General features: G+C 47.8%; 1 rRNA gene. It reads right to left on the minus strand.

What is annotated here, in order from left to right:
• Positions 1–149 precede the first annotated feature (149 nt).
• Positions 150–226, minus strand: a 23S ribosomal RNA gene (locus J5M56_RS26570); the annotation flags it as partial.

The following is a 226-nucleotide window of genomic DNA, read 5'->3' on the forward strand; positions in this document are numbered from 1 at the left end:
CAATGCTCTATGGTCGTCAAGAAATTCTGTAGCCAGAATGTCCTGTTGGACAGCCCAGCGAATTCGGATATGCGATTTGTGATGTTGCGAATTTTCGGATCTTTCGTCTTCACCACCACAATCTGCGCTGCAGATTGCTTGGGTGTTATATGGTCAAGCCTCACGGGCAATTAGTATTGGTTAGCTCAACGCCTCACAGCGCTTACACACCCAACCTATCAACGTC

It is taken from the genome of Pseudomonas sp. 51_B (genome assembly GCF_017491595.1).
In the GTDB taxonomy this organism is placed as follows: domain Bacteria; phylum Pseudomonadota; class Gammaproteobacteria; order Pseudomonadales; family Pseudomonadaceae; genus Aquipseudomonas; species Aquipseudomonas promysalinigenes.